Origin of the sequence: Phyllobacterium ifriqiyense (genome assembly GCF_030817885.1) — a bacterium.
GTDB classification, from domain to species: domain Bacteria; phylum Pseudomonadota; class Alphaproteobacteria; order Rhizobiales; family Rhizobiaceae; genus Phyllobacterium; species Phyllobacterium ifriqiyense.
This window is the reverse complement of sequence record NZ_JAUSZT010000003.1, coordinates 2,991,590-3,017,939: the sequence shown is the minus strand read 5'-3', so window position 1 is coordinate 3,017,939 and position 26,350 is coordinate 2,991,590. Positions and strand designations below refer to the sequence as shown.

21 protein-coding genes and 1 pseudogene are annotated in these 26,350 nt (G+C 54.5%); 14 read left to right on the top strand and 8 right to left on the bottom strand.

The window, feature by feature from the left end; all coding sequences use genetic code 11:
* Nucleotides 1-48 precede the first annotated feature (48 nt).
* A complete protein-coding gene (gene gltX, locus QFZ34_RS22320) occupies nt 49-1,422 on the top strand; it encodes a glutamate--tRNA ligase (RefSeq protein WP_307285713.1) in 1,374 nt (457 codons plus the stop codon).
* Here gltX and QFZ34_RS22315 read toward each other — a convergent pair.
* Nucleotides 1,340-2,048, bottom strand: a pseudogene (locus tag QFZ34_RS22315) (DUF2865 domain-containing protein). The gene gltX and the pseudogene QFZ34_RS22315 sit on opposite strands and share 83 nt — an antisense overlap.
* A 409-nt stretch (nt 2,049-2,457) precedes the next feature.
* A complete protein-coding gene (locus QFZ34_RS22310) occupies nt 2,458-4,755 on the bottom strand; it encodes an NADP-dependent malic enzyme (RefSeq protein WP_307285710.1) in 2,298 nt (765 codons plus the stop codon).
* 195 nt (nt 4,756-4,950) lie between these two features.
* On the opposite strand from QFZ34_RS22310, the gene QFZ34_RS22305 reads away from it, so the two are divergent.
* Nucleotides 4,951-5,772: a UDP-2,3-diacylglucosamine diphosphatase gene (locus QFZ34_RS22305; protein WP_115053272.1), complete on the top strand. Its 822-nt coding sequence runs from the start codon at nt 4,951-4,953 to the stop codon at nt 5,770-5,772.
* Complete coding sequence (locus QFZ34_RS22300) at nt 5,762-6,835, top strand: glycosyltransferase family 4 protein (RefSeq protein WP_115052754.1); 1,074 nt, start codon at nt 5,762-5,764, stop codon at nt 6,833-6,835. Before QFZ34_RS22305 ends, QFZ34_RS22300 begins: the two co-directional genes overlap by 11 nt.
* On the opposite strand, the gene QFZ34_RS22295 is transcribed toward QFZ34_RS22300, so the two are convergent.
* Nucleotides 6,819-7,592 (bottom strand): RDD family protein, encoded by a 774-nt coding sequence (locus QFZ34_RS22295; protein ID WP_307285706.1) that lies wholly within the window; start codon nt 7,590-7,592, stop codon nt 6,819-6,821. The two genes, QFZ34_RS22300 and QFZ34_RS22295, sit on opposite strands and share 17 nt — an antisense overlap.
* A gap of 211 nt (nt 7,593-7,803) precedes the next feature.
* Here QFZ34_RS22295 and QFZ34_RS22290 point away from each other — a divergent pair, with 211 nt between their 5' ends.
* Nucleotides 7,804-9,006: an MFS transporter gene (locus QFZ34_RS22290; protein WP_307285702.1), complete on the top strand. Its 1,203-nt coding sequence runs from the start codon at nt 7,804-7,806 to the stop codon at nt 9,004-9,006.
* 11 nt (nt 9,007-9,017) lie between these two features.
* Here the strand turns inward: QFZ34_RS22290 and dgcA are convergent, their stop codons facing one another.
* Entirely contained in the window at nt 9,018-10,001 is a 984-nt protein-coding gene (dgcA, locus tag QFZ34_RS22285) for an N-acetyl-D-Glu racemase DgcA (protein WP_307285698.1), read from the bottom strand.
* 59 nt (nt 10,002-10,060) lie between these two features.
* On the opposite strand from dgcA, the gene QFZ34_RS22280 reads away from it, so the two are divergent.
* The 4 genes from QFZ34_RS22280 to QFZ34_RS22265 all read left to right on the top strand — a co-directional run bounded on the left by QFZ34_RS22280 (nt 10,061) and on the right by QFZ34_RS22265 (nt 13,846).
* The gene (locus tag QFZ34_RS22280; RefSeq protein ID WP_115052758.1) at nt 10,061-11,236 is read left to right on the top strand and encodes an ABC transporter permease; all 1,176 of its coding nucleotides are present in this window, start codon (nt 10,061-10,063) and stop codon (nt 11,234-11,236) included.
* Between the two features lie 45 nt (nt 11,237-11,281).
* Nucleotides 11,282-12,160: an ABC transporter ATP-binding protein gene (locus QFZ34_RS22275; protein ID WP_307285695.1), complete on the top strand. Its 879-nt coding sequence runs from the start codon at nt 11,282-11,284 to the stop codon at nt 12,158-12,160.
* Nucleotides 12,161-12,207: 47 nt separating this feature from the next.
* Nucleotides 12,208-13,200: an MlaD family protein gene (locus tag QFZ34_RS22270; protein ID WP_115052760.1), complete on the top strand. Its 993-nt coding sequence runs from the start codon at nt 12,208-12,210 to the stop codon at nt 13,198-13,200.
* A 61-nt stretch (nt 13,201-13,261) separates the two neighbouring features.
* Complete coding sequence (locus QFZ34_RS22265; RefSeq protein WP_370878830.1) at nt 13,262-13,846, top strand: ABC-type transport auxiliary lipoprotein family protein; 585 nt, start codon at nt 13,262-13,264, stop codon at nt 13,844-13,846.
* Between the two features lie 203 nt (nt 13,847-14,049).
* On the opposite strand, the gene QFZ34_RS22260 is transcribed toward QFZ34_RS22265, so the two are convergent.
* On the bottom strand, nt 14,050-14,472 hold the full coding sequence (locus QFZ34_RS22260; RefSeq protein ID WP_307285686.1) for a rhodanese-like domain-containing protein: 423 nt from the start codon (nt 14,470-14,472) through the stop codon (nt 14,050-14,052).
* Between the two features lie 186 nt (nt 14,473-14,658).
* Between QFZ34_RS22260 and ftrA the strand changes: the two genes are divergently transcribed.
* Entirely contained in the window at nt 14,659-15,561 is a 903-nt protein-coding gene (gene ftrA / locus QFZ34_RS22255) for a transcriptional regulator FtrA (RefSeq protein WP_307285683.1), read from the top strand.
* A gap of 256 nt (nt 15,562-15,817) precedes the next feature.
* Here ftrA and QFZ34_RS22250 read toward each other — a convergent pair whose 3' ends face one another.
* Nucleotides 15,818-20,905 carry an apolipoprotein A-IV repeat region-like domain-containing protein gene (locus tag QFZ34_RS22250; RefSeq protein ID WP_307285678.1) on the bottom strand — a complete coding sequence of 1,696 codons (5,088 nt, stop codon included), beginning with the start codon at nt 20,903-20,905 and terminating at the stop codon, nt 15,818-15,820.
* A gap of 304 nt (nt 20,906-21,209) precedes the next feature.
* Here QFZ34_RS22250 and QFZ34_RS22245 point away from each other — a divergent pair, with 304 nt between their 5' ends.
* The 3 genes from QFZ34_RS22245 to QFZ34_RS22235 all read left to right on the top strand — a co-directional run bounded on the left by QFZ34_RS22245 (nt 21,210) and on the right by QFZ34_RS22235 (nt 23,380).
* Nucleotides 21,210-21,578: an Hpt domain-containing protein gene (locus tag QFZ34_RS22245; RefSeq protein WP_115052765.1), complete on the top strand. Its 369-nt coding sequence runs from the start codon at nt 21,210-21,212 to the stop codon at nt 21,576-21,578.
* 85 nt (nt 21,579-21,663) lie between these two features.
* Nucleotides 21,664-21,984, top strand: a complete 321-nt coding sequence (locus tag QFZ34_RS22240) for a 2Fe-2S iron-sulfur cluster-binding protein (RefSeq protein WP_307285673.1) — start codon at nt 21,664-21,666, stop codon at nt 21,982-21,984.
* A 370-nt stretch (nt 21,985-22,354) separates the two neighbouring features.
* Nucleotides 22,355-23,380, top strand: coding sequence for an NAD(P)/FAD-dependent oxidoreductase (locus QFZ34_RS22235; RefSeq protein WP_307285670.1), 1,026 nt, complete (start codon nt 22,355-22,357; stop codon nt 23,378-23,380).
* Nucleotides 23,381-23,540: 160 nt separating this feature from the next.
* Here the strand turns inward: QFZ34_RS22235 and QFZ34_RS22230 are convergent, their stop codons facing one another.
* Nucleotides 23,541-24,164, bottom strand: coding sequence for a DUF922 domain-containing Zn-dependent protease (locus tag QFZ34_RS22230; RefSeq protein WP_307285665.1), 624 nt, complete (start codon nt 24,162-24,164; stop codon nt 23,541-23,543).
* A 128-nt stretch (nt 24,165-24,292) separates the two neighbouring features.
* Between QFZ34_RS22230 and folP the strand changes: the two genes are divergently transcribed.
* Both folP and folK read left to right on the top strand, forming a co-directional pair.
* The gene (gene folP / locus QFZ34_RS22225) at nt 24,293-25,132 is read left to right on the top strand and encodes a dihydropteroate synthase (RefSeq protein WP_307285662.1); all 840 of its coding nucleotides are present in this window, start codon (nt 24,293-24,295) and stop codon (nt 25,130-25,132) included.
* Nucleotides 25,129-25,644 carry a 2-amino-4-hydroxy-6-hydroxymethyldihydropteridine diphosphokinase gene (folK, locus tag QFZ34_RS22220; protein ID WP_307285660.1) on the top strand — a complete coding sequence of 172 codons (516 nt, stop codon included), beginning with the start codon at nt 25,129-25,131 and terminating at the stop codon, nt 25,642-25,644. Before folP ends, folK begins: the two co-directional genes overlap by 4 nt.
* 64 nt (nt 25,645-25,708) lie before the next feature.
* Here the strand turns inward: folK and QFZ34_RS22215 are convergent, their stop codons facing one another.
* Nucleotides 25,709-26,245, bottom strand: coding sequence for a hypothetical protein (locus QFZ34_RS22215; protein WP_115052770.1), 537 nt, complete (start codon nt 26,243-26,245; stop codon nt 25,709-25,711).
* Nucleotides 26,246-26,350 lie beyond the last annotated feature (105 nt).

The following is a 26,350-nucleotide window of genomic DNA, read 5'->3' as shown; positions in this document are numbered from 1 at the left end:
AACGCGGCCCATATTGCCATTCATCGCCGCATCCGATATGCCCCGATCATGACCCCAATCGTACGTTTTGCACCATCGCCTACGGGCTATATCCATATTGGCAATACACGCACTGCCTTGTTCAACTGGCTGTTTGCGCTGAAAAATGGCGGACAAATGGTCCTGCGTTTCGACGATACGGACGTCGAGCGCTCCAAGACCGAATATGTCGAAGCCATTGCCGAAGATGTTGAATGGCTGGGTATCAAACCTTTTCGCGTCGAATATCAGTCGAAGCGGTTTGCTGAATACGCGGCAGCAGCCGAAAGATTGAAGGCCGCTGGTCTTCTGTATCCCTGCTATGAAACTGCCGAAGAACTTGATTTGAAACGCAAGCTGCGGCTCGCGCGACGTCTGCCGCCAGTCTATGGCCGCGACGCGCTGAAGCTGTCGGACGAAGACAAAGCCAAGCTGGAGGCGGAAGGAAAGCGCCCGCATTGGCGTTTCCTTCTGCCGAATTTCAAGGACGACCCTTTCGCCCCGGTACGTACAGAAGTGCATTGGGACGATCTGGTGCGCGGGCCGGAAACTGTCGACCTGGCATCGCTGTCCGATCCGGTGCTGATCCGCGAAGATGGTACCTATCTTTATACATTCACCTCTGTTGTCGACGATATCGACATGAACATCACGCATATTATCCGGGGCGATGATCATGTTACCAATAGCGGTGTGCAGATTTCCATTTTTGAGGCGATGGGTGCAAAGTCCCCGCAGCTCGGTCATCATAATCTGCTGACGACTGCTACGGGCGAGGGCTTGTCCAAGCGTACTGGTGCATTGTCGGTAGGCAGTCTGCGCCGCGCAGGCTATGAGCCCATGGCGGTTGCAAGCCTTGCCGTGCTCACGGGCACTTCGGAAAATGTTGTCGCCATGCCCGATATGAATGCGTTGGCGGCGATATTCGATCCGGCTTCCACGTCGAAATCATCCTCGAAGTTTGACCCTGCTGATCTGGACGCGCTCAACCGAGCGCTGATCCACGCCATGCCCTTTAGCGATGCCAAAGACAGGCTTGCTGCTCTCGGCATTCAAGGTGATGATGCAGAGGCGTTCTGGCTGGCTGTGCGCAGCAATCTTACCTTCGTATCCGATGCCGCGCAGTGGTGGGCAATTGTCAAAAATGGCCCTGCGAGCGATGAGCCTCTGGCCGATGAGGATCGCGACTTCGTGCGCGCTGCTTTCGATGTTCTGCCATCCGAGCCTTGGAACCATGAGACTTGGAAATCATGGACCGATGCTGTGAAGGTACAGAGCGGGCGTAAAGGCAAAGGATTGTTCATGCCTTTGCGTATTGCGCTTACGGGGCGATCTTCCGGTCCTGAGCTTGCGGATCTTTTGCCCCTCCTTGGTCGGGAAGGAACGTTGGCCCGACGACCCTGACCTTGCGGTTCGGATCGATTGGCTTGTCCACGCTCAACGGTTTGGGCAGTGGCGCTTCGTTGGGCGCCGCTGCGGGCTTGCCCAATTCAATGATGGATGATGGCTTTTCAACTGGCTTTGTTGGAAGGGTCGAAGGTTCAATCTTGGTCTGAACCGGCGGTTGTTCATTGGGCTTTGCAGGTTCCGTCAATGCCGGTTTTGCGGGCGGTGTCGCAGCGGGAAGCGGCTCCTGCTTTGTCACTGTTGGCTGTTGCGGATGCGCTGGCGCAATCGGCGGAGTTTGTGGTGCGGGACGCGCGACTGGCGGCGAAACTGGTTTTGGCGGTTGTTTCGCCAGTTCACGCGGATTGCCCATGGTCGAAAAATTGCCGGCTGTTTTCTGGCATGTGCATTGCGGCGTGGCATTAGCACCAGCCTTGCGAAATTTAAAAGCATTCGGCATATCCCGGTAAGCCTGGCCACCCAGAGAAATCATGGCTTGCGGCCGCTCTTCGCCTGTTGGCTTGAAGAACAATTGCGCGCCGGGGGCATTGTGCCTGGCATTGCGCCTGATCGCGCGCAAAATTCTCCGCTCCGGTTTCATAGGTCAGCGGAAAATAATAACCGTCACACGTGCGAACGCACATAGTCTGGTATTGACCGCCTTCGATGGGGACCGGGATTGATCCAGGCCCTACAGGTTGCGGTGCGCGGCCTCCATAAATCTCGTAGGATCCCGGCTCTTCCTCATCCAGCCGCGGCAGATCGCGATACTGATAATTGTTTACAGGGCAATTATTGGCATCCAGCGCCGCCTCGATACGATCCCGGCGCAGATTGAACTCGTAATCATCCAGCGTTGGATCACTGTTCAGCCTGTCGAGACGCTCTTGCATGCGCACGCATGTATCGCTTTGCGCATGGGACAAACCAGTCGCAGCCAGTACAGCGCCAAATGCGGCAACGATGATAAAAGATGTCCGGAGCATGGATGGTCTCTTCTTGGAGTTTAGGCGAAACCATCCATGTTGATGCGGCAGCAATAAGACGAAAGTTTTACTCAATCCGCTGTGAAGCTTCCACAACTGCCAGCGCCGTCATGTTGACAATACCGCGCGATGTCACTGAAGGCGTCAGAATATGCGCGGGCTTGGCAGCACCCAGCAGGATCGGGCCGACATGCAGGGCATCTGTTACCGACTTGACGACATTTAGCGTGATATTGGCTGCATCAAGATTGGGGAAAACCAAGAGATTTGCCTCGTCCGTCAAGCGGGAATGGGGCAGTACGCGCTCCCGCAGAATTTGTGAAAGCGCGCTATCGCCGTGCATTTCGCCGTCCTGCTCAAGTTCCGGAGCCTTTACGCGCAGGATTTCTGAAGCGTTGCGCATTTTTGCTGCGCTTTCAGAATCGCGTGAGCCAAAGTTCGAATGTGAGAGCAAGGCAGCTTTAGGCTCAATGCCAAAGCGTCGGATTTCGTTCGCAGCAAGGACGGTTTTTTCCGCGATCTCTTCCGCAGTCGGATCGATACTAACATAGGTGTCGGTAAGGAAGAGCACGCCGCGCTGTGAGATGAGCAGGCTGAGGGCGGAGAAATTACGGATGCCTTCTGACTTGCCGATAATGAGCTCGACATTGCGCAAGTGCCGCTCAAAGCGACCTTCAAGACCACAGATCATGGCATCGGCTTCGCCACGCACGATGGCAAGCGCTGCAATAACGGTGCCGCTGGCGCGAACCATTGTGCGAGCAACCTCCGGTGTCGTGCCGCGTCGCCCTGTCAGGCTAACGAGCAGATCAACATAGTCGCGATAGCGGGGATCGTCTTCCGGATCGATAATATCGAAATCCTGTCCAATCTTGATTTTCAAGCCGTAGCGTTGAAGGCGCGTTTCGATGACCTGGGGACGACCGATAAGTGTTGGAATGGCGATACCTTCTTCCAGCACCACCTGAGCTGCGCGCAATACGCGCTCATCCTCACCATCCGCATAGATGACGCGCTTCTTCTCGGCGGTTTTTGCCGCAGTGAAGATTGGCTTCATGATAAGGCCGGAGCGGAACACGAAGCGGTTTAGCCGGTCGAGATAAGCGTCGAAATCTTCAATGGGACGTTCAGCAACGCCAGTTTCCATCGCTGCCTTTGCCACCGCTGGCGCAATGCGCAGAATAAGACGCGGATCGAACGGCGAAGGAATCAGGTAGTTGGGGCCGAATGTCGGTGTTTCGCCAGAATAGGCGCGGGCTGCAACATCCGATGGCTCTTCACGGGCAAGGGCGGCGATGGCCTGAACTGCCGCCATTTTCATTTCTTCGTTGATCGCACTTGCGCCGCAGTCGAGCGCGCCACGGAAAATATAGGGGAAGCAAAGAACGTTGTTGACCTGATTTGGGAAGTCCGAACGGCCCGTGCAGATCATGGCATCAGCACGTGCTGCGCGGGCCACTTCGGGCATGATTTCCGGATTTGGATTGGCAAGCGCCATAATCAACGGATTGGGTGCCATCTGCTTGAGAAGTTCAGGTTTCAACACGCCCGCTGCCGACAGACCAAGAAACACATCAGCACCACCGATAACGTCGGCAAGAACGCGCGCATCGGTCTTTTGCACATAGACAGACTTCCAGCGGTCCATCAGCGTGTTACGGCCCTCATAGACCACACCATCCAGATCGCAGACCCAGATATTCTTGCGGTCCGCACCAAGCTTGACGAGAAGATTGAGGCAGGCAAGTGCTGCGGCACCGGCACCGGAAGCCACGATTTTGACCTTGGAAAGATCTTTGCCGGCAAGCTCCATGCCGTTGATGATCGCAGCGGCAACAATGATCGCCGTGCCGTGCTGATCGTCATGAAATACCGGAATATTCATCTTCTCACGAAGCTGCTCTTCAACTTCGAAACATTCCGGTGCTTTGATATCTTCGAGGTTTATGCCGCCGAAAGTGGGTTCCAAGGCAGCAACAACGTCAACAATCTTGTTGATTTCCTGCGCGTCAATCTCAATGTCGAATACGTCGATATTCGCAAATTTCTTGAACAGGACGGCCTTGCCCTCCATCACTGGTTTGGAGGCCAGCGGTCCGATATTGCCAAGGCCAAGCACGGCAGTGCCGTTTGAAATAACGGCAACCAGATTGGCGCGACTTGTGTAATCGGCAGCGGTAGACGGGTTGGCGTGAATGGCAAGGCAGGGCGCGGCAACGCCGGGAGAATAGGCAAGGGCAAGATCACGCTGGTTGCCAAGCGGCTTTGTCGTCTGAATTTCCAGCTTACCCGGCGTGGGAAAGCGGTGATAAAACAGCGCGCTTTCGTCAAGTTCTGAATTGCCGGGCGTATTGTCCTGGGCCATGAATTGCTTCCTTCCGGAGTATCGGTCTGGGTCGTCGTCTGATATCTATCTTGAGGCATAAATGAACATAGATTTGATACAAGTCTTTATCGTTCAAATCTGCATTTTTCCTTGCCGTCATAAGACTGTGACATGAATCGGGTTTGTGTCGCGCAGAAGACGCGTTTGCGTCAGCGCGATACGGAGATCCGCATCATGGTCGAGGCCGAGCCTAAAAAGTTCCGCACGCTGTTTCTGTCCGATATCCATCTTGGCTCAAAAGGCGCTAAGGCTAGCTTTTTGCTGGACTTTTTGAAGCACCATGATGCCGAAACCATCTATCTCGTCGGCGATATTGTCGATGGTTGGCGTCTTCGCCGGTCATGGCACTGGCCTCAGGAACATAATGATATTGTGCAAAAGCTCCTGCGCAAAAGCCGCAAAGGTGCGACAATTCATTATGTCGCCGGCAATCACGATGAATTTCTGCGTGACTTCCAGGGCACGCATTTCGGCGGCATTGAAGTCACCGACCGCCTGATGCACGAAACGGCTGATGGCCGTAAGTTTCTGGTGATTCATGGCGACCAGTTCGATGTGGTTGTGCGCAATGCCCGCCACATCGCCTATCTGGGTGACTGGGCCTATGATGCAGCGCTTGCTATCAATACCGTGATGAACAAGGTGCGCCGCCGTCTTGGTCTGCGCTATTGGTCCTTCTCCGCATGGGCCAAATTCCGCGTCAAGAAAGCGGTCAATTTCATCGGTTCGTTCCAGACAGTTGTTTCCGACGAGGCGCGGCGTATCGGTGCCGATGGTGTTATCTGTGGACACATTCACCATGCGACCATCGAACAGATAGACGGTATCGAATATATCAACACGGGCGACTGGGTGGAAAGCTGTACGGCTATCGTCGAACATTTTGACGGAAGGATGGAACTTCTATCCTGGACACATCTCATCAGCGAGCATGCAGGCTTCGCGCCGGTGATCCAGATTGCCGATAAGCGGCCAAAGGCGGCGAATGCAGCGTGACGAGATTAAACGGCTCGTCATCGTTTCGGATGCCTGGCATCCGCAAGTCAATGGTGTCGTGCGAACCCTGACCAAAGTACGCGAGCAGATGGAGGCGCGGGGCTTTGAGGTGACGATCATCTCCCCGGCCGACTATCATTCTGTGCCTTGCCCGACCTATCCGGAAATCCGGCTTGCGTTGACACTGCCATCGGCGGTCAAGGCACGGATTGAGGCCATACAACCGGCCTATGTCCATATCGCGACGGAAGGTCCGCTGGGCATGATGGCGCGCCGCACGTGCATCAAGAATAACTGGCGTTTTACCACAAGCTTTCATACCCGTTTTCCTGAATATCTGCGCAAGCGCTTGCCGGTCCCGCTGTCATGGTCCTATGGCTGGCTGCGGCGCTTCCACAATGCTGCTGAATCCTGCCTTGTACCAACGCAGTCAATTCATGATGAGCTGATTGTGCGGGGATTTGAAACCCTGAAGGTGTGGACGCGGGGCGTAGACCGGGAATTGTTCCGGCCGCAACCAGACGTTGATCTGCACTTGCAACGACCGGTTTTCATCTGTGTAGGGCGGGTCGCTATCGAGAAGAATCTCGAAGCTTTCCTGTCGCTGGATTTGCCGGGCACGAAGCTGATAGTCGGTAATGGTCCCGACCTCGAAAATCTGAAACGCAAATATCCAAAGGCCGTTTTTGCAGGCAAGCATGAAGGTGAGGCGCTGGCACGCTTCTATGCGGGGGCGGATGTCTTCGTCTTTCCAAGCCGGACCGACACGTTCGGGCTGGTGCTACTTGAGGCTATAGCCTCCGGTCTGCCGGTCGCAGCCTATCCTGTGCCGGGATCTAAGGATGTCATCAACGCAACCGGCGCTGGGGTTCTCTCCGAGGACTTGGGAGAGGCGGCTCTGGCTGCTCTTGCGATGGGCCGCGTCGACCCCGAAGCGACGTTGCAGGGATTCAGCTGGGAAGCCTGCGCCGATATTTTCGAAAGTATCCTGACAAGGATCGGCGTCTCGCGCGAAGTGCCCGGTCATACGGTCAAATCCCGCCAGACTATTTCGGCGCGGTAGTTTCTATGGTTAAAATCTGGTTGGTTATAACCGCTGTTCCAGCCAATTGATCATAGATCGGGTCCCGTCTTTCAACGATCGATATTATGATCCAGAGGTACCAAGCCAGCATCAGAAGTAATGACACGATTATGGGTGTCATCGTAAGTGAGATGAAAAGCATGGATAGCAGAGCTGGTAGCAGCGGCAGCATCATAACGACCAACATCGCAAGTTGGCGGAAAACAGCTTTTTTCAACGGGATGCCTACTCTTTCGGGCACATCAACATCTATCGTTCGAATGCTAACGATGTATTTTCCCAAGGTTTGTCCAAATCGATATTCCAGTATAATCAAGTAAGTCAACGAAAGAACCCAATAAAATCCGTCAATAATGAAAGCGTCGTTGGGGCGCCCATCGGGGCCGAGAGTGTACTTTGTGGAAGAACTGGTATTGACGGTGCCGTCTTGTGAAACACTGTCCAAGACCAAAGTATGAGCTGTATCAAAACCTAAAAATGATGTGCGGCATTCACGCGTAGAGTTAAATCCGGGCGGAGGAACTACACTAACCGCTACACAGCGGGTGGTGGTAAATCCAGCAGAACCTTGCACATGACCATTTGTGACGAGAAAAAGTATAACGACCAAAATTTGTAATGGTAATGCAACAGTAAAGCCATCAATCACAGCTGCGATCAACCGATGCCAAAAACCAGCACGTTGCCACGTCTCTGCAGAACTGATTGGCGCTATGATTTCATTGCCGTCTGCCATGCATTGAGACCCCAATGGTGTGCCTAAAGCACTGTCATCGATTCTCTTAGAAATGCAATGCGACGAAAGATTTGTATTCTGTTGAGTTGCACCAGCAAAACTTGTCCAATTCTATGAACTCTTTGAATTTCATGATAATGGCCAAGCTCAAGGCAACGCATGGTTGTGATTCTGCCTGAACAGCTTCGTATTTTTCCGAAAGTCCCACCGAATGACAGCCGCCGTTGCGGATTTAAGCCAAGGGAAACCGTCTCGCTTTGAGTTGCGGATTGCGTTGACCTATTTCGCTATTTTCATGTCGAACGGGTTGCATCTGCCCTATTTTCCGCTCTGGCTTGAATATCGGTCGCTGACTCCGACAGAAATTTCCATCGTATTGTCGATGCCCCTTTTCGTCCGGGTCATCGCGGCACCTCTGGTTTCGATGCTGGCAGACCGCTCCAACGACCGGGCGCATATTCTGACCTTGTGCACTATATTGGCGGTAGCCGTCGCGGCGTTCTACTTCGTACCCTTCGGCTTTGTCGGTATTCTCGCTGTGTCGTTGCTGCTTTCGCCGCCATGGACTTCACAGGTACCAGTTGCAGATACGATTGCCCTTTCGGGCGTTCGCCGTTACGGCGCCGATTTTGCCAAGATGCGGGTTTGGGGCTCAATTTCTTTCCTGCTCACTTCGTTTGTGGCGGGCATCTTCATCCAGCGTTTGGGCGAGCACATTATCCCTTGGGCTTTGCTCGGCGCGCTGGTGCTGGCATGCGGCATGAGCTTTATCGTACCCAGAATCGGCAAACCACGCAGGCTTTCCCCACTTTCCGATGTCGACATAGCAAATGCGGGCAGGGCGCTGCGCCGTCCGGCTTTTGTTACCTTCCTCATCGCGACAGGCATCACACAGGCGAGCCACGCCTATGGCTACAGTTTCTCGGCGATTTACTGGAAGTCGATCGGCATAGAAGAAACCGTAATCGGGGCATTCTGGTCGATCTCTGTCGTTGCGGAAGTGATCATGTTCACCTGTTTCCGCCGCATATTCGGCAATCTCCATCCCGCCAAGGTGCTGATGATCGGGTCTGCCGTGGCAATGTTCCGCTGGGCCGCCTTTCCATTGATCGAACCCGCCGGACTTGGCGTTGCTGGTTTTCTGGTCGTCCAGTGCCTGCACTGCTTCTCATTTGCCCTGTCATTTCTCGGTATGCAAAAAATGATCGTCCTTACCATTCCCGAAGAGCGCGGCGGCACGGCGCAGGGGCTTTCAACCTTTTTCATCGGCACGTCATTGGCCATTGCCACGATGGCATCCGGGCCGCTCTACTCGGCCACCGGCATTTACGGCTTTTACGCCATGGTTGCCCTCGCAGCTATCGGTCTGTCTCTCGCCGTTGTGTCTCTGAGGCTTGAGCAGCGCGAGACCTAGAAAATTTGGGTCTAGCCCCACAGTTCCGGCTTGGGCGGCGAAACCCGGCTTCCGTTAAATTCTAGTCCCGGCGTCCGGTCCTGCTTGAGGATCAAGGGACCGTCCAGATCGACAAAATCGGCATCTTGAGCCACGATAACAGCCGGAGCCATGGCCAGGGATGTGCCAACCATGCAACCGACCATGATCCCAAAGCCAAGTTCGCGTGCGCGATTATGCATGCGCAGCGCTTCGGTTAGTCCGCCGGTCTTGTCCAGCTTGATATTGATGCTGTCATAGCGCCCCAGCAATTTGTGCAGATCATCCGTGCCGTGGGCGCTTTCGTCAGCACAAATGGGCACAGGGTGCGGAATTTCAGCGAGGATGGCATCATTTCCGGCGGGCAGTGGCTGCTCGATCAGCGCAATACCGGCCCGCGCGCAGGCAAGCATGTTTTCCAGAATATTGGCATTGGTCCAGCCTTCATTCGCGTCAATGATAATGCGGCTTGAGGGCGCGGCCAGTGCTACGGCTCTTATCCGCTCTGCATCATTCTCGCCGCCAACCTTGACCTTGATCAAGGGTCTGTCGGCAAAGCCGCTCGCTGCCTTTGCCATTGTTGCAGCATCACCGAACGAAACAGTCACGGCGGTGGTCAAATCGTGCAATTCTGGCAGGCCCAGTAGAGAGGTCACGCTTGTGCCTTGGCGCTTGGCTTCGAGATCCCACAAGGCGCAATCTACGGCGTTGCGTGCCGCGCCTGCATGAATGAGCCCCGGCAGATCGTTGCGTGTCGCGCCCTTGCTCAAAGCATCGCGCAGACCTTCAATCTCGGCACAAACCGAGTCGATGCTCTCACCATATCGCGCATAGGGCACGCATTCACCGCGCCCGCTGTGCACGCCGTCACTTAACGTGCACACGACAATTGCTGCTTCAGTCTTGGAACCACGGGAGATCGTAAACGTTCCGGCAATGGGCCATCGTTCTACCGCTATATCCAAGCTAATTATCATAATCTGCGCCTTAATTGTTCCAGTGACATCGGTCGGGAGACTCGATATGTGTGTTGTTGATGTTGACCGATAGAGCAAACAATTCAAGTGCTTCTACTGCCGCGCCTCCGCATGTTGAGTTCAACAAGGACGGGGATCGCGCTACAGTTACACTTACAGGGGCATGGACCACACGCAATGTTCGCCGCGTGGACGAAACCATGCGCGATATCGAAGTTGATAACGGGTTTTCTAGCGCCGTTATTGATCTGTCCGGCGTGGAATTGCTGGATACTGCGGGAACCTGGCTGGTAGAGCGCCTGCGCACTGCGCTGGAAAAATCCGGCAAAACAGTTTCCATTGAAGGACAGTCCGAAAGCTGGGGTGCTCTGTTTGAGGCCGTTGGCGATATTGCGGCTGCTCCTCCGGAAGTTATTCATATTGACCGCCCGTCCTTGATAACGCGATTCTTTGAATCGATTGGTCGCATGGTCTATGCCTTTGGCGATGATTTCATCAAGGCGATGCACATTCTCGGCGCAACCGTTCGCGGCGCGCAGATGAAGGGCAGTAGCAGAAGCAGTATTCGCCCGGCGGCAATTATTCATCAAATAGACAGTATGGGTATCGGCGCGGTGCCGGTGGTTGTGCTTATGTCGACCATTATTGGTGCAATTATCGCGCAGCAGGGCGCTTTCCAGTTGCGCTACTTCGGTGCCGAAATATTCGTTGTCGATCTTGTTGGCATTTTGGTGCTGCGTGAAATCGGTGTGCTTTTGACGGCAATCATGATTGCGGGCCGCTCGGGTAGCGCGATCACCGCCGAAATCGGCTCAATGAAAATGCGCGAAGAAACCGATGCACTGACTGTTATTGGTCTCAATCCCGTCGGTGTTCTGGTTTTCCCGCGTCTCGTTGCATTGGTGATCTCGCTGCCATTGCTGACAATTATTGCGGATTTCGCGGCATTGGGCGGCGCCATGGTCATCACATGGGCCTATTCTGGAATTCCGCCGGATGCCTTTATCCAGCGTTTGCGCGATGCAGTCGATCTTTCCAGCTACCTTGCCGGTCTGATCAAGGCGCCTTTCATGGCCATGATCATCGGGGTGATGGCTTCTGTTGAAGGCATGAAGGTCGGTGGCAGCGCTGAATCTTTGGGACAACGGGTTACAGCATCTGTGGTCAAATCGATTTTCGTCGTCATTGTGGTCGATGGCATTTTCGCCATCTTCTACGCGTCCATCAATTTTTAAAACTGAAGCCCCAGGCAGAAGCCTGCTTAAAGTAGATCGAGGCGCATGAATCCGAAAGAAAGTAACCAGAGCACGCACACAAAGGCTGACGACGTCATCCTTTCTGTGAAAGATGTCAGTGTCTCCTTCGGTCGTTCGACTGTGCTCAACAATCTTGATCTTGATGTTTATCGCGGCGAAATCCTTGGTTTCGTCGGAGCGTCAGGAACGGGTAAGTCTGTTCTCATGCGGACGATTCTGGGCCTCAACCAGAAGCAAAAGGGCAAGATCAGCATTTTCGGTCACGATATTGACGAGGCGAGCGAGCAGGACAAACTCGCTGTCGATATGCGTATGGGGGTGCTTTTCCAGCATGGGGCGCTGTTTTCGTCCTTGACCGTGCTTGAAAACATTCAGGTGCCGATGCGTGAATATCTCGATATTCCTCAAAAGCTTATGGATGAGCTAGCCCGGCTCAAGATCGAACTCGTGGGACTCAAGCCCGATACCGCGGATAAGTTTCCATCGGAGCTTTCAGGCGGGATGATCAAGCGTGCGGCCTTGGCCCGCGCCTTGTCGCTTGATCCCGAAATCGTCTTCCTCGATGAGCCGACATCAGGTCTTGATCCTATTGGTGCCGCTGACTTCGACGAATTGATTGCCGATCTGCGCGATACGATGGGGCTTACCGTCTATATGGTCACCCATGACCTCGACAGTCTGTTCGCTGTATGTGACCGAATCGCTGTATTGGGCAATAAGAAGGTTCTGATCGAAGGAACCATTGAGGATATGTTGGCGTTTGACGATCCGTGGGTGAAAGAATATTTCCGTGGAAAGCGTGCTCGTCAAATTGTATCCAATGGCGATAACAGGCGGCGTTCGCCGCGTAGTGAAGCTGCGCCAACGCCAAATGTACCACCGCAGAACAGGCTAGTGGAGTGAATTTTATCAGACCACTAGCGGAACAACAGGGTCGAGCAGAGTAATTCATGGAAACAAAAGCCAATTATGTTCTGGTCGGTATTTTCACGCTTGCTGTCTGCATGCTGGCCTTCGGATTTGTTTACTGGATTGCGCGTTATGGTGACAAAACCGAGACTGCAACTTTGGAAATCCGTATTCTCGGCTCGGTAACAGGTTTGGCTGACGGCAGTCAGGTGCTGTTCAACGGTATCAAGGTTGGTACAATCCGGCGCTTGAAAATTGACGACAATAATCCTGATGCTGTGATTGCGCAGGCGGAAGTCGATGCAACAACACCTATTACGCGTTCCACCCAAGCCACGCTGGGCTTTGCTGGTCTGACCGGCCAGGCCTTTATCGAGTTGAAAGGCGGAAAGCTTTATGAACCGATGCTGCTTGTGGAAGCGGCAAAGGAAGACTCCATTGCCCGCATTGATGCCGATCCGTCTGTCGTGAACAACCTTCTGCAAAAGGCCCAAACCATCCTTGAACGCGTCGATGGCGCGGTGGGATCGATTGAGAGCTTTATCACGGAAGTGAAGGGGCCTTTGGTCGATACGGTCAACAATACCAAGCAGTTTACCGATGCGCTTGCAAAGAATTCCGATGTCATCGAAAAGTTTAGCCGCAGTGCTGAAGATGTTCAGGCTGTCGTGGCTGAAGCACGGCAGATGATGGAAAAACTGAATAATGCGTCAACGCGTGTGGACGGCGTATTGGCCAAACTGGACAAACAGCTTTCCGACGAGGATGGCAGCGTTGTACGCGAAGCCCGTCAGACGCTGCAATCCTATCGTTCCGTAGCAGACAATCTGAATGCGAGACTTGGACCAATCACCGACAATCTCAACCGCTTTTCAGGGCAGGGATTGCGTGACGTGCAGTCTCTTGTCAATGAGAGCCGGCAGTCGGTTCAACGCATCGAGCGCGCTATTACAGATCTTGAGAAAAACCCGCAGCGGGTGATTTTCGGCGGTAGCGGCAATGTTCCTGAATATGACGGACGGACGCGCCGTTGACTTTGATGGATTCGCATCGCATGAAAGTTAATGAACTGTTACGCGTGGGATTGGTTAAGTGGTGAAATCGAAGACAGTAATTGCAGCGTTGGTTATCGCCTTGTCCTTGTCGGCCTGTGCCAGTTCCAAGAAGCTCGATACATTTGATCTTTCCAGCCCATCGCCGGAAGTCACCTCGTCAAGGAAGCAGGGGCGTCAGATATTGATCGCTGCCCCGTCCGCATTGAAAGCGCTCGACGGTGAAAATGTCGTTGTTCGTTCCGGTCCCAATTCAATTTCCTTTTTGAAAGGTGCGCAGTGGGCGGATCGTCTGCCAAATATTGTGCAGTCTCGCCTCGCACAGGCATTTGAAAGCACTGGACGGCTTGGCGGTGTTGGTCGCCCGGGCGATGGCCTTGCCATCGATTATCAGGTGATCAGCAATATTCGCACTTTCAACATTGATGCTTCCGGCAGTGAAACGGCCGTTGTTGAGATTGCCGTAAAGATACTGAATGACAAGAATGGCACCGTGCGTGCGACAAAGGTCTTCCGTTCGACATCGCCCGTAAGGGGCGCAGGCAACGCATCCTATATTGCCGCGCTTGATAGCGCCTTCGACACTGCCACCAGCGATATCGTCACCTGGACGCTTTCGGTTATTTAGAGCGTAAGCTCAATACCGGCTATTTTGCATTCCATTCAATGCGTGGTTCGACGGGGCTCACCATGAGGAAGATTAGTGATCTGCAAAGCTAGCCTTTAATGTCGGTGATCTTGTTCATGCAACCCATGAACCCTCCTCATGGTGAGCTTGTCGAACCACGCAGTAAATTGGTGCCAGTTTCAGCAACTCGATGAGATGAGTGATCAAGCTGCTTGCTTAAAGCTGCCAGCTTCCGGTCCAGTTGCAAACGGCAATTCTTCGTCGGCCCAACCGGTTATTCCACCGATCATGATTTTCACAGGCCGCCCAAGGCGCGCCAGCTTAAGCGCAGCCTGGTCTGCACCATTGCAATGGGGTCCGGCGCAATAGACGACAAAAATCGTATCCAGAGGCCATTCAGCCATGCGTTCGGCTGAAATATCTCGGTGGTTCAGGTGGATTGCAGTGGGAATATGGCGACGCTCATAGGCAGCGCTTGTTCCTACAACATGCAAAAGGGTAAAGTCGGGTCTATCCTTCAGCGCCTGTGCCACGTCGGCGCAGTCGGTTTCCAGCGATAGACGCCTGGAAAAATGATCAATGACCTGATCGGCTGGGGCCGGGGCAATCTCGGTTACGTAGCTCATTCTGTCTCTCCTCGTGTTGGATGAGCAAGAAGTAGAACAGGTGATAAATTGCTGGTAGTTGGCAAGAATGCCATATATCGTCAATATCATGTCAAACGCCTCAAACCCGCCCCGTCTTGATAATCCGCTTGTGGTGCTGTTGCTTATGACGGTCTTTGCACTTTCGAATTCGGTGTCGTGGTCGAGATGTTCGGGCTACCAAGGCCGGAAATGGGCGATGACTGGTATAAATTTGCTGTCGCCAGCATTGAAATGGGCGAGCTACGCGCCACAGGCGGCGTGCGCGTGCTTGCCGATGGCGGCCTTGACCTGTTCGAGCATGCTGGAACGATTATCATGCCGGGCTGGCGCGGCGTTGAACATTCTGTCCCGGAGCCGTTGGTACAGGCTCTGCAAAAGGCCCATGCCAAGGGCGCGCGCATTCTTTCAATCTGCTCGGGCGTCTTTGTGCTTGCCGCCGCCGGCCTTTTATCGGGGCGGCGCGCTACGACCCATTGGCGCTACGCCGATCTGTTGACCGAGCGTTATCCGGACATAGAGTTTGCGCCGAATGTGCTTTATGTGGACGAGGGCAATATTCTGACCTCAGCTGGCAGTGCGGCGGGCATCGACCTTTGCCTGCACCTTATTCGCCGCGATTTTGGTACCGAGGCCGCCAATAAGGTTGCGCGGCGCCTTGTTGTGGCTCCCCACCGCGATGGCGGTCAGGCTCAATTTGTCGAACAAGCAGTCCCCATAGCCCATGAGGGAGTGAGGCTTTCTCCGCTGCTGGAAACGATGCGGAACAATATTCAGAAGGACTTTTCCATCGCCAGCCTCTCTAAAGCTGCGGGTATGAGTACACGTACCTTCCTGCGCCGCTTTGAAGCTGCAACTGGCACGACGCCTGCCAAATGGCTATTATCCGAGCGGTTGGGTAAAGCACGCGATCTTTTGGAAAACTCTACGCTTTCTATTGAGACGATTGCCTTGCACACGGGTTTTGGCACTGCCGCTACGCTGCGGCATCACTTCCGCCAGCAATTGGCCACCACGCCCACAGCCTACAGGGATATGTTCGGGAAGGTGTCAGAGCTGGAAGGGGCTTGAGTGTTGTATCATCCAGATTAGCTGCATTTGACTTGTGCGTGGTTCGACGAGGCTCACCATGAGGAGGATTGCTATTTGCAGGGCGTTACATCCTGCAAGTTTGGCAAATAATCTGCAATCAACCACCTTCTAGTGAGCCTCGTCGAACCACGCAGCTACCGGAATGCGAGACTACTTTGCTCTCAGCAATCAACCACGCATATTAACAAAAAACGCGGTCCGAAGACCGCGTTTTTGTTTTCATACCAATTGGCTCTTAACGCAGGCGATTACTCGCATGGGCAAGCATGGTGTAAACCTTGCCTGTGTCGGAGGTCAGATAGGCTTGGGTCGTTGTGTTGTCGCGATCGTTGCGTGTGACATCCTCAAGCAGGCGCTCGAAGTCATCCATGTAACGATCAACAGCACGTTTGAACTCGCTATCAGACGAGTACTTGCGCTTGATCTCGTCAAAGGTCTGCTGCCCCTTCAGCGTGTAGAGACGGCGGGTGAAGACATTGCGCTCACCAGCCCGGTAACGCTGCCAGAGTTCAACGGAAGCCTCGTGGTCGATGGCGCGGGTGATGTCAATCGATAGCGAATTGAGCGACTCGACAACCTGACCGGGTGAGCGGCCTGCCGGTGCCTTTGGCGCTGCCTCGGCTTCATCGGTCGAAGCACGGCGCAGGAGATCGGACACCCAGCCATTACCGGCAGGACGAGCCGGTTCAGCATTGCCACGTGTGTCGAGTGTGCCGCGCATTGCAGGCGCAGCCGGTGCTGATGCTGTCGGTGCCGCCGCGGGACGCGGTGCCGGAGCGACCGCTTCGGTCCGTTGTGGCTGTGCTGCCACTGCGGCTGTTGCGCGGGCTGGCGCTGCGCGCTGTGCCCGTGCTTCGCCAACGTCAGTAAGACGCCCGGATTTCTGAACGATTTCCGAGAGTTCCTTCAATGCGTTGATCTGTTCGGAAACAGCCTTGCGCATCTGTGCCGTGGATTGCTTGGCTTCTTCAGGCATATCCATCACACCGCGTTGCAATTCGGAACGGGTCTGTTCAAGTTCCGTACGGATCGCTGCGGAAGAACGACGGATTTCATCGGTCGCGTTGGCAAACTTCTGCGATGCCTGCTCCACAACTTCGGAGATGGAATTGCGAATCTGTTCGGTTGTCTGGTTTGCACGGCCTTCGGCGCGGTCGAATGCCGAGGAAACAAGCGATTCGAACGAACGCATTGTCTTCTCGATTGTTTCCGACTTGGCGATGAGACCTGATGCCAATGCCTGCAAAGCTTCCTGGCGCTCGTCAAAAGTCGAGGCGAGGTTGGTTTGCGATGCGTTGATTAGTTCCGATGCCTTGTTGAGCATGTTGCCGTGCTCGTCAAACCGCTGAGCGATGGAAGCAATGTCGGTCAGCGTGCTGTTGGACAATTGTGACAGTTTGCCGAGATTGCCATCAATCAGACGGGTTGAGGTCTCGAAGGATTCAGCAGCCTTCGTGGCGTTCTCCGCAAAGGCCGTCGTCGTGTCGAGCAGGCGTCCGTCAATGTCGCCAAGGTTCTTGGTCGCCATATCGATGAGTTCGCCAAGCTTCGCATTTGAAGAGGAGAGGCGGTCGATAAGGTTGCTCACATCATCGGTCAGACCAGCCTTGGCCGCCTGAACAGCAGTGATTGTCTCTGCGGTGCGGCTGGCGATAGCATTGATCAGAGCCGCATTTTCAACCCGCAGGCGTTCAGTTGCGGATGTGGTTGCTTCCACCAGCTGCGAGGCGAGCGTACGGCCATTATCGGCAAGGCTCTCGACCAGCGGCTGAGCCGTATTGTCGAGAATGCTGATGATTTCCTGCGAACGGGCCGAGAGAACCTCGTTCAATTCGCGGGTGCTTTCCGCAAGCTTCGATGCGGTCGTATTGGTGGCTGCCGAGAAGCGGGCCTCCAAAGCCTCGAGATTGGCGGCGGCCTCCGTTGCGCGCTGACCAAGCCGTTTTTCGGTTTCCGCCAGGCTTTCATTCATGCGCTGGCTGAATGCCTCGCCATGGCCGTCAAGAGCCTCGCCGGCCTTCTGTGCTTCACCGGTAAGGGTAGAAGCAGCTTCCGTGATTTTCTCACGCAGCGTGCGGGCGACAACCGAAGCACTCTGTTCGAGCGATTTGCGAACATTATCGACACCAATGGCCAGTGCATTCTGCATGGTTGTGGTGCGTTCGTCGATTGTACCGCCATGGTTTTCGAAGGCCTTGGCAAGCACGTCTGCGCTGTCTTGCAGGACCGCCTGCAAGGCTACCGTACGGTCGCCAATAGCACCTGCCTTGTCGTCCAGCGTCTGACCCAGAGCAGCATTGCCCTGTTCCATCGCTGCGCGAATGGCTGCAATGCGCTGGTCGAGAATGGTCGCATGATCGTTGAGCGTTTCGCCGACGCGGGTATCGCTTTCGGCCAAGGCTGCGCGAATAGCGGCAGCGCGCTCGTCCAGCGTTCCGATATGGGAAGCCAGCGTGTCGCCGATCTGCATATTGCTGCTGTCGAGCACAGAACGGATGCCTGCTGTGCGCTCTTCAATATCGCTAGCATGCTGTGCCAGTGTCTCGCCGATGCGGGCATGGGTATTTTCAAGCGCTGCCTGAATACCGGCTGTACGCTCATCCAGCGAAGAAGCGTGCGAAGCCAAAGTCTGGCCGATACGCTGATCGCTATTGCTGAGCGCCTGCTCGATTCCCGCTGTCCGCTCGTCGATGGAACTTGCATGCGAGGAAAGGATATTGCTGATGCGCGAGTCGCTTTCGATCAGGGCCTGACCGATACCGGCTGTACGCTCTTCAATGGCGCTGGCATGCGAGGCCAGAACATCGCTGATACGCGCGTCACTGCTGGTCAAAGCCGACTCGATGCGACCTGTACGGTCATCCACACTGTCGATAAAGCCGCTCAATGTGCCGTCGATACGTGTGCCGCTATTAAGCAGCGTGGCCTGAATTTCGGCGTTGCGTGCATCAATAGCCTGCGTATGAGCAGCAAGCGTTTCGCCAAGTTTGGCATCGCTGCCGGAAAGAGCCAGCTGGATTTCCTGGTTGCGCTCGTCAAGGCTTCGATTGTGCTGATCAAGCGTCTGCGCAATCTTGGCATGTGTTTCAACAAATGCCGCACGCATTCCAATGGTGCGCTCATCGATGATCTTGGCATGGGCATCAAGTGTCTGGCCAATGCGTGTGTCGGTGGCGTGTATTGCTGTTTCAATATTGGCGCTACGCAGATCGATGTTGCGAGCATGTTCGTCCAGCGTGTCGCGAATGCGTGTATCAGTGTCCGCAAAGGCGGCGTGCATGCCGGCTGTGCGATCTTCAATTGCTTTAGCGTGCTGTTCGAGTGTTGCACCAATACGGGCTTCATTGTCTTCAAGCAGCGTATGAATGCCGGCAGTACGGTTTTCAATTGCCTTGGCATGTTGTTCGAGCGTGGCACCGATGCGGGCGTCATTATCCACAAGCGATGCACGCAGACCAGCAGTACGCTCTTCGAGGGTCGAGCCATGGCCTTCGATGATCTGACCAATAGCTGCAGTGCTGCTTTCCAGGATGGATTTAAGGTTTGAGGTGTGATCGCCGATCTGTCCTGCCTGATCGCGAATAACGATGGCAGCGCGGTCGGTTTCCTGAATCAATGTCGCGGCGAGGGCATCGCGTTCTTCAGCAAGTTTGGCAGCGAGCGCTTCACGGCTTTCCACAAGGCGGTCGGAAAGAGCCGCCGCATTGGTGGAAAGAAGGCTGCCTACCTGCTCGGAAAGCGTCGACAGATCATTACCGATCTTTGCTTTTGTCTCATCGACAATGCCGTCAATCGAAGCGCGGCCATCGGTAAAGGTCTTGGCGATGTCGCGAGTGCGTTCGATCAACTGTTCGTTGATCTGGCGCGCACGGGCTTCGAGGGCCGAATTGAGACGCTCAGTGCTGGCATCCAGCGAATGGGCGCGTGTTTCGAACTCTGCAAGCAGTGAGCGTCCGCGTTCGTTGATTGTTGTATCGAGCCCGGCGAGACGTGTGTCGAATTCGCCAACCAGCGTCTGCGTGGCATTGCCCAGCAGCGACAACATGCTGTTGGTGCGGCCGTCGAGCGTATCAGCCAGTTTCATTGTTACAGAATCTGTCTGTTCGGACAGAGCTGCAATGCGCATTTCCAGAAGATTTGCAAAGGCTTCGCCGGAAGTGCTGATCTTGTTTGATATGTCGTCCGAACGGGAAACGATCTGCTCGGAAATTACCTGTCCGCTCTGTGTCAGTCGTTCAATGAGCGACTCACCAGACTGGTTTATCGACATGCTAAGATTGGTGGACGCGCTGGAAAGGTGTTCGCGCAAGGAATCGCCTGCCAGTGAAAGCTCGTCTTTCAACTGCTCATGGGCACTGGAAATAGAAGCGCGCACGCGTTCTGCGTGGCCGATTACCGATTCGCGTTCACCGCCGAGACGGTCAACGAGGGTACGGATGCGGTATTCATTGTCGGTGTAGACGCGTTCAAGCTGGTTCACTTCGGTCTGGACCAAGGTTTCCAGTTCAACGGCGCGCGCCAGCGTGCGCTCGACACCTTCGCTCATGGCCGCAACTTCGCGGCGCACAGCCTGACCCAGCGAAGCAACGCGGTCGGATGAGAGCATTTCCGGTTCGGACAGGCGCATTGCTGCTTCCGCCATGGAACGCGCAGCATACTGCATTTCCTGACCACGACGGATCATGATCGCGAATGCCCAGAAAAGCATGATTGGAACGATGATCGCTACCGCTAGGCCAATTGCGTAAGGCGCTGCGGCAAAATCAGAGAAGGACCGGATCGACCAGAGCGATGGACCGTAAAGAGCATTGCCAAGTGCCAAGACACTGCCGGCCCAAAGAACACTGATGATCCCTGTGATCAGACTATAGGATTTTGGCTGCACAACGGAACTGGTGGAGTACGTGGTCTTGGCGGCTTGAAGCAGGTCGTCATTCGCTGGCCGGAAGGAGGGCTGCGATGGAACAGCCGGAGCCTTTGGTGGCGCGGGTGGAGCTGCGGGAATGGGATTGGCAGCCTTGATCTGCGGCTTTGGCGCAGGCAATGGAATGGCGGCAACAGGTGGCGTTGTTACCTCAGGTTCGGGCAATTTCATAGGTTCGGCCGCGGCAGGTGTCTCAAATTTCTCGGCGGCAAGCTCTTGCGCTGCCTGTGAAATCTGGGCTTCGAGATCGTTCAGGGACAAGAGATCATCGTCAAGTGGAGACAGATCCATATCCATCCCGAGCGTTGACTCGTCGAAATCGATTTCTAGAGCCTTTTCAAGGGCTTCACCGAGCTCGTCTTCGGCTTTGAAAGCCTTGCTTTTCGGGGCTGTGGCCATGTTTTCCTCACAATATTGGGCGGTGGCCACATGTGGGGCCAACCGCGCCATACTCTTTACGCCGCTACTTTAATGTACTGGCACATGGTTTGGAAAGAAACAATGGATTCAGGAAATGCTTAAAAGTTTAAACACAAGGTTAATTTTTGGGCCTCTCATAAAATTTCAATTGTAGGCAAAAATTTACCCGGCGTTCACCATAAGGCACCATTTAAGCACGATTTCCGCCCCGTTTTAACCTTGAATCAGCGTCATCAGCTTAGGCTCGTGAGTTCAAATGTAAAAGCGTTCAGGAGAATATCCAATGGCCCAACAGGCATCGATGGCATTTGCTTCGCCAGGTGGCGAGCGATCGAAGCCAGCGCGCAAGCGCCCGATTGATCTTGTTCACCTTACCCGTGAAACATTCGGCAACCGCGCTCTCGAAACCGAAATCCTCAACCTGTTTTCCCGTCAGACCTGCGGCATCGTGGACAGACTTATCCACGCAAATCCTGATGATCGCGTCCGGCTTGCCCGCTCGCTCAAGGGTTCGGCCAATGCAATTGGCGCATTTCGCGTGGCCGAACTGGCAGAGGCGGTCGAGCAGGCTCCAGCCGATTCGAAACTGGTCAGGGACCTTCGCCCTGCCATTGATGATGCGCGCGATTACATAGCGGCAATAACGCGCTGAAGTTTGCGCTGCGTCAGGGAGTACAATTGACTTACGCCTTTAAAGCCCTATGTCAGCGGTAACTTGATCACTGGGGCCTTAATTCATGGCGAAAATCACCTTTGTCACTCATGGTGGCGAACGCATCGAGGCGGACGCCGAAAACGGCTCTACCGTTATGGAAAGTGCCATTCGCTTTGCTGTTCCGGGTATTGATGCGGAATGTGGCGGCGCCTGCGCTTGCGCCACCTGTCATGTCTATGTGGATGAAGAATGGAAGGCTGCGACTGGCGAACCCGAGGCCATGGAAGAAGACATGCTCGATTTCGCCTATGATGTGCGTCCCAATTCAAGGCTTTCCTGCCAGATCCACGTTTCTGATCAACTGGATGGCCTTGTGGTGCACGTTCCGGAACGTCAGTCCTGATATTGCAGTTCTGTCGTGCGCCCTTCGACAAGCTCAGGATGAGGAATGTTGGTGTATTTGCAATAGATGGCGCCGGGCACGGTGACCTGCCTGCAGCCAACTCACCTTCCTCATGGTGAGCCCTGTCGAACCACGCACAATAGAATTGCCACTCATAGGACGATAATTGCAGCTCACAGGCTGATATTTTCTCATTGACCCATTAGAATCAAACCGCAGAACGGCTTTTCATAGCTTGAGCGGCGGCATTGTCTTGACCTTGGGACAAGCAATCGTTACGCGCATGGCAGCCCGTGTGTCTTGAACACGCCAGCCATTACCCTTTTTCTATCTGCACGGCATGCAGACCGTCCGGCATGAGGAATTTGCGATGAGCGAGATTATCAAAACCGATGTTGTCATCATTGGCGCAGGGCCCGTCGGCTTGTTTGCGGTGTTTGAACTTGGCCTTTACGATCTGAAATGCCATCTCATCGATATTCTTGATCGCCCCGGCGGCCAGTGTGCAGAGCTTTATCCGGAAAAGCCGATCTACGATATTCCGGCATGGCCCATCATCAGCGGCAATGAGCTGACTGAAAAGCTGATGGAGCAGATCAAGCCGTTTTCACCCCAATTCCATTTCAATCGCATGGTGACGGGACTTGAACGTCTCGAAGATGGAACATTCCGCGTCGAGACGGATGATGCTGAAGTGTTCGAAGCCAAGGTGGTCGTTATTGCAGCCGGTGGCGGATCTTTCCAGCCCAAGCGCCCGCCGGTTCCCGGTATCGAGGCCTATGAAGGCAAGAGCGTGTTTTATTCCGTGCGCCGCATGGAAGAATTCCGCGATCAGGATGTTCTTATTGTGGGGGGCGGTGACAGTGCGCTGGATTGGGCGCTCAACTTGCAGCCGATTGCCCGTAGCCTGACCGTGGTGCACCGGCGCGCAGAATTCCGCGCAGCGCCAGACAGCGTCAAGAAAATGTTTGAACTGGTGGAAAGCGGCAGCGTTCGTTTTGAGCTGGGACAAGTGTCTGGCCTCAAAGGCGATAATGGCGAACTGACCCACGCTGTCATCAAGGCGGCAGAAGGCGAGGTCGAGATTCCTGTGACGCGCCTCCTGCCATTCTTCGGCCTGACCATGAAACTGGGTCCGATTGCCGATTGGGGCCTGAACCTGCATGAAAATCTTATTTCGGTGAATGTCGAGACTTTTGAAACATCAGAACCCGGCATTTTCGCCATTGGCGACATCAACTGGTATCCGGGCAAACTCAAGCTGATCCTGTCGGGCTTCCACGAAGCTGCATTGATGACCCAGGCGGCAAAGCGCATCGTCAATCCCGGCGAGCGCGTTGTGTTTCAATACACAACCTCATCAACCAGTTTGCAGAAAAAACTTGGGGTGAACTGAGGGGGTAGTTTACTATTGAACACAAAACTCTCCGTCATCCTCGGGCTTGACCCGAGGACCCGGAGTTGCGCTACACAACAAAATTGACTGATAAATCCCCGGTTCAAGCCCGAGGATGACGGAGATGTTTGTACTTTATTGATGGTGGCGCACTACCTTCTCAAGGCTTAGACAGTTCCTTCACCATGCGGTAAGTCAACAGGCGCTCGAAGCGTGTCTCGAAATTGACTGTTTCAATGCGGTCGAAACGCACCTGATCTGCATCATGTTTCTTGAGCAGTTTTGCCGTCAGCGCGTCAATATCGGCTTTCAACTTCATACAATCGCTACGCCAGGGTAGGGCTTTGACCTGACGCTCCATATCGCCAGCTGCGGTGCGCGCAATGACGATATGGCTTTCCTCATGCCGCTTGATATCCGCCGAAAGCGTGTCCCACACAAGCGCGAGATCCCGCTTTGCGCTGCGGCGCTGTTTCCAGCGGGGCAGGTAAACAGTTGCGCGCACGGTGATATCCGCATGGACGACCTGACAGTTCTTGCCATTGGAGCCAAACTTCACCTTGCTGTCAAAGCGCATCCGCGTCATGCCGGGATGCCGTGTACCGGTCTTCGCCAATACTGGTCCCCTGCGGCTCAACTCCTTGTCGAGTTCGGCTGCATTATCCGCATTCAATGTGAAATACTGGTATTTTCGCAGGACGGTTGCCGCGTTGGCGGGAGCAACGAAACTGGAGGCAATAGCGACCGCAATCGAGCTGGCGGCTAATCTGGCCAAAATATGCATTCAGCTTTTCCTTTTCTTTGGCCAGTGTGCATCATTCAAACAGTATCGTCAAAAACCTTGCAGATGAATTGACGTTCCGCGCAATGTGATAAAAAACCAGACAGCGAATAATCAACGGGAGCGTAGGAATGGATCGGGAATGGCAACTGGCACATGGCCGGTCTTTGACCTTGGGGCCACGCGCATTGATTATGGGCGTGCTCAATGTGACGCCCGATTCGTTTTCTGATGCCGGTGTCCATTATTCGCTGGATCAAGCTTTGCAGGGCGCGCGCAAGATGATCGAAGATGGGGCATCGATCATTGATGTGGGCGGCGAATCCACACGGCCAGGCGCGGCGCGGGTTGAACCTTCGGTAGAGCAATCACGAATTTTACCGGTCATCGACGCTTTGGCGAAGCAGGACGATATAATTATCTCGGTTGACACATATCGCGAGGAAACGGCGCGGCTTGCCGTGGAGGCTGGAGCCCATATCGTCAATGATGTATGGGGGGTACAGCGGGAGCCCGCCATTGCTGATCTTGCTGCGCGCACCGGCGCGGGGCTTGTCATCATGCATACAGGCCGCGAGCGTGAACGCGATCCGGACGTGATCGCCGATCAGTTTGCCTTTCTCAATCGGTCGCTGGAAATCGCACGGCTTGCTGGCGTATCGGATAGCCAGATCGTGCTTGATCCCGGATTTGGTTTCGCCAAGGATACCGATGAGAATATTGCGTTGATGGATCGCTTTTCAGAACTTGCCGCCTTCGGCTACCCATTCCTTGCGGGGACGTCGCGCAAGAGATTCCTCGGCGCTGTTTCCGGTGGTGAAGCCAATGAAAGAGACGTGGTGACAGCTGCATCCTCGGCTATTTTACGGCTTGCCGGAGCCGATATTTTCCGTGTGCATAATATCGCTATGAGCCGCAGCACGCTCAACCTCGCCGATGCAATGCTGGATAATCGCGGCAAGCGCCCATGACTATCTTGCGTAAAGCCTGGCTGGGTCTTGGCGGCAATCTTGGCGATCCGATCTTGGCCATGGGACAGGCTCTGCGCGCTCTGGATAGCCGGGCTGATACCTCGGTCAACATCGTGTCGCCCGTCTATAATACGCCGCCATGGGGCAAGCGCGATCAGCCTTCTTTCTACAATGCCTGCGCGGAGCTTGCGACTGAGCTCGAACCGGAATCCCTGCTGGCGGTCTGTCTCAATATTGAACTGGTAATGAAACGCGAGCGGCTGGAGCGCTGGGGCCCGCGCATTATCGATATTGATGTGCTGGCCTATGAGGGGATAGATCGCTTTGAAAGCTCAAGCCTTATCCTGCCGCATCCGCGCATGACGGAACGCGCATTCGTGCTCGTGCCGCTTGGTGATATCGCCCCCGATCTGAAGATTGAGGGAATGAGCGTTTTGCATTGGGCGGCGCTGGCAGATAGTACCGGAATGACAAAAGCCCGCGATGATGCGGGTTGGTGGCCCGTTCAATAGCAGAACAGAAAGGTGCGTGGTTCGACATGGTGAGCTTGTCGAACCAAGCAGGACATATATACAATCAGTTCTTAGCGACGCTGCCCACGGCAGTTGTATCAACGCGCTTCAAGGACATGCCGACGACAGGAATCAACTGGTCTTCCAGATGAACGGAAATCGTTACATTCATGCTGTTATCATTGTTGAATTTCGCCTGCATGGCACCGCTGAGCTGTCTGCGGTTGATTGCAAGAACAACGCGATTGCCTGAGACATTGCCGCCGGTAATGTCGAGACCCTTGCCAGCCGAACCGTCTAGGAAGGTGCCCTTGTAGCTATTGCCGCTGCGGGCGATCGTTGCCTTCATCGGTTGATTGAAAATACCGACACGGCAGTTACCATCCAGCGTCATGCCTGTTGCGGCGGCTGGTGTGGAGCCTTCCAGCGTGCAGGTAAATTTTGTACCCTTATATTTGCCCGCCACGATTTCTCCGGGGCCAACCCACTGGCCTTGGACATTCTCGAAGAATTCCGCGTCTTTATCCTTAGCTTGCGCCGGCAGCGCCAATAGCGCGCAGGCGAACAGGGACAGGGCGGCAACTGCTGCGCTTGTTTTCATCGACACGGACTCAAACTCTAATCATTGGAATGGCTGCTTCGAACCAATCATGGGTTGGAATGGTTAACAGATGGTTGCCAATGCCATAAAACTTGGGGATATGAA